Origin of the sequence: Burkholderia sp. Ax-1719 (genome assembly GCF_011753055.1) — a bacterium.
Classification (GTDB): domain Bacteria; phylum Pseudomonadota; class Gammaproteobacteria; order Burkholderiales; family Burkholderiaceae; genus Paraburkholderia.
In genome coordinates, this window is record NZ_VWWJ01000079.1 from 1 (window position 1) to 509 (window position 509).

Annotated in this window: 2 rRNA genes; both read left to right on the forward strand. The window is 52.7% G+C overall.

Annotation, left to right across the window (positions count from 1 at the left end):
* A 23S ribosomal RNA gene (locus F3J17_RS35955) occupies nucleotides 1-238 on the forward strand; the annotation flags it as partial.
* Nucleotides 239-385: 147 nt separating this feature from the next.
* A 5S ribosomal RNA gene (rrf, locus tag F3J17_RS35960) occupies nucleotides 386-499 on the forward strand.
* Nucleotides 500-509: the final 10 nt, after the last annotated feature.

A 509-nucleotide genomic window follows, 5' to 3' on the forward strand; every position in this document is an offset into this window, starting at 1 on the left:
CGGAGTGGACGAACCTCTGGTGTACCGGTTGTCACGCCAGTGGCATCGCCGGGTAGCTATGTTCGGAAGAGATAACCGCTGAAAGCATCTAAGCGGGAAACTCGCCTCAAGATGAGACTTCCCCGGGAACTAGATTCCCTTAAAGGGTCGTTCAAGACCAGGACGTTGATAGGTCAGGTGTGGAAGCGCAGTAATGCGTTAAGCTAACTGATACTAATTGCCCGTAAGGCTTGATCCTATAACAGGTGTGTCTTAGCAAAAGACGCACGGTTGAGATCACGTGTTGTGCCTGAAACAACACAACCCCAATTCAGCAACACACACTCTTTACGCTTCTTCCCGATTGGCTGTGGCGCTCACGAAAGCGACGCAGCAACCCCTTATGCCTGATGACCATAGCGAGCTGGTCCCACCCCTTCCCATCCCGAACAGGACCGTGAAACAGCTCCACGCCGATGATAGTGCGGATTGCCCGTGTGAAAGTAGGTAATCGTCAGGCTCCTTATGCT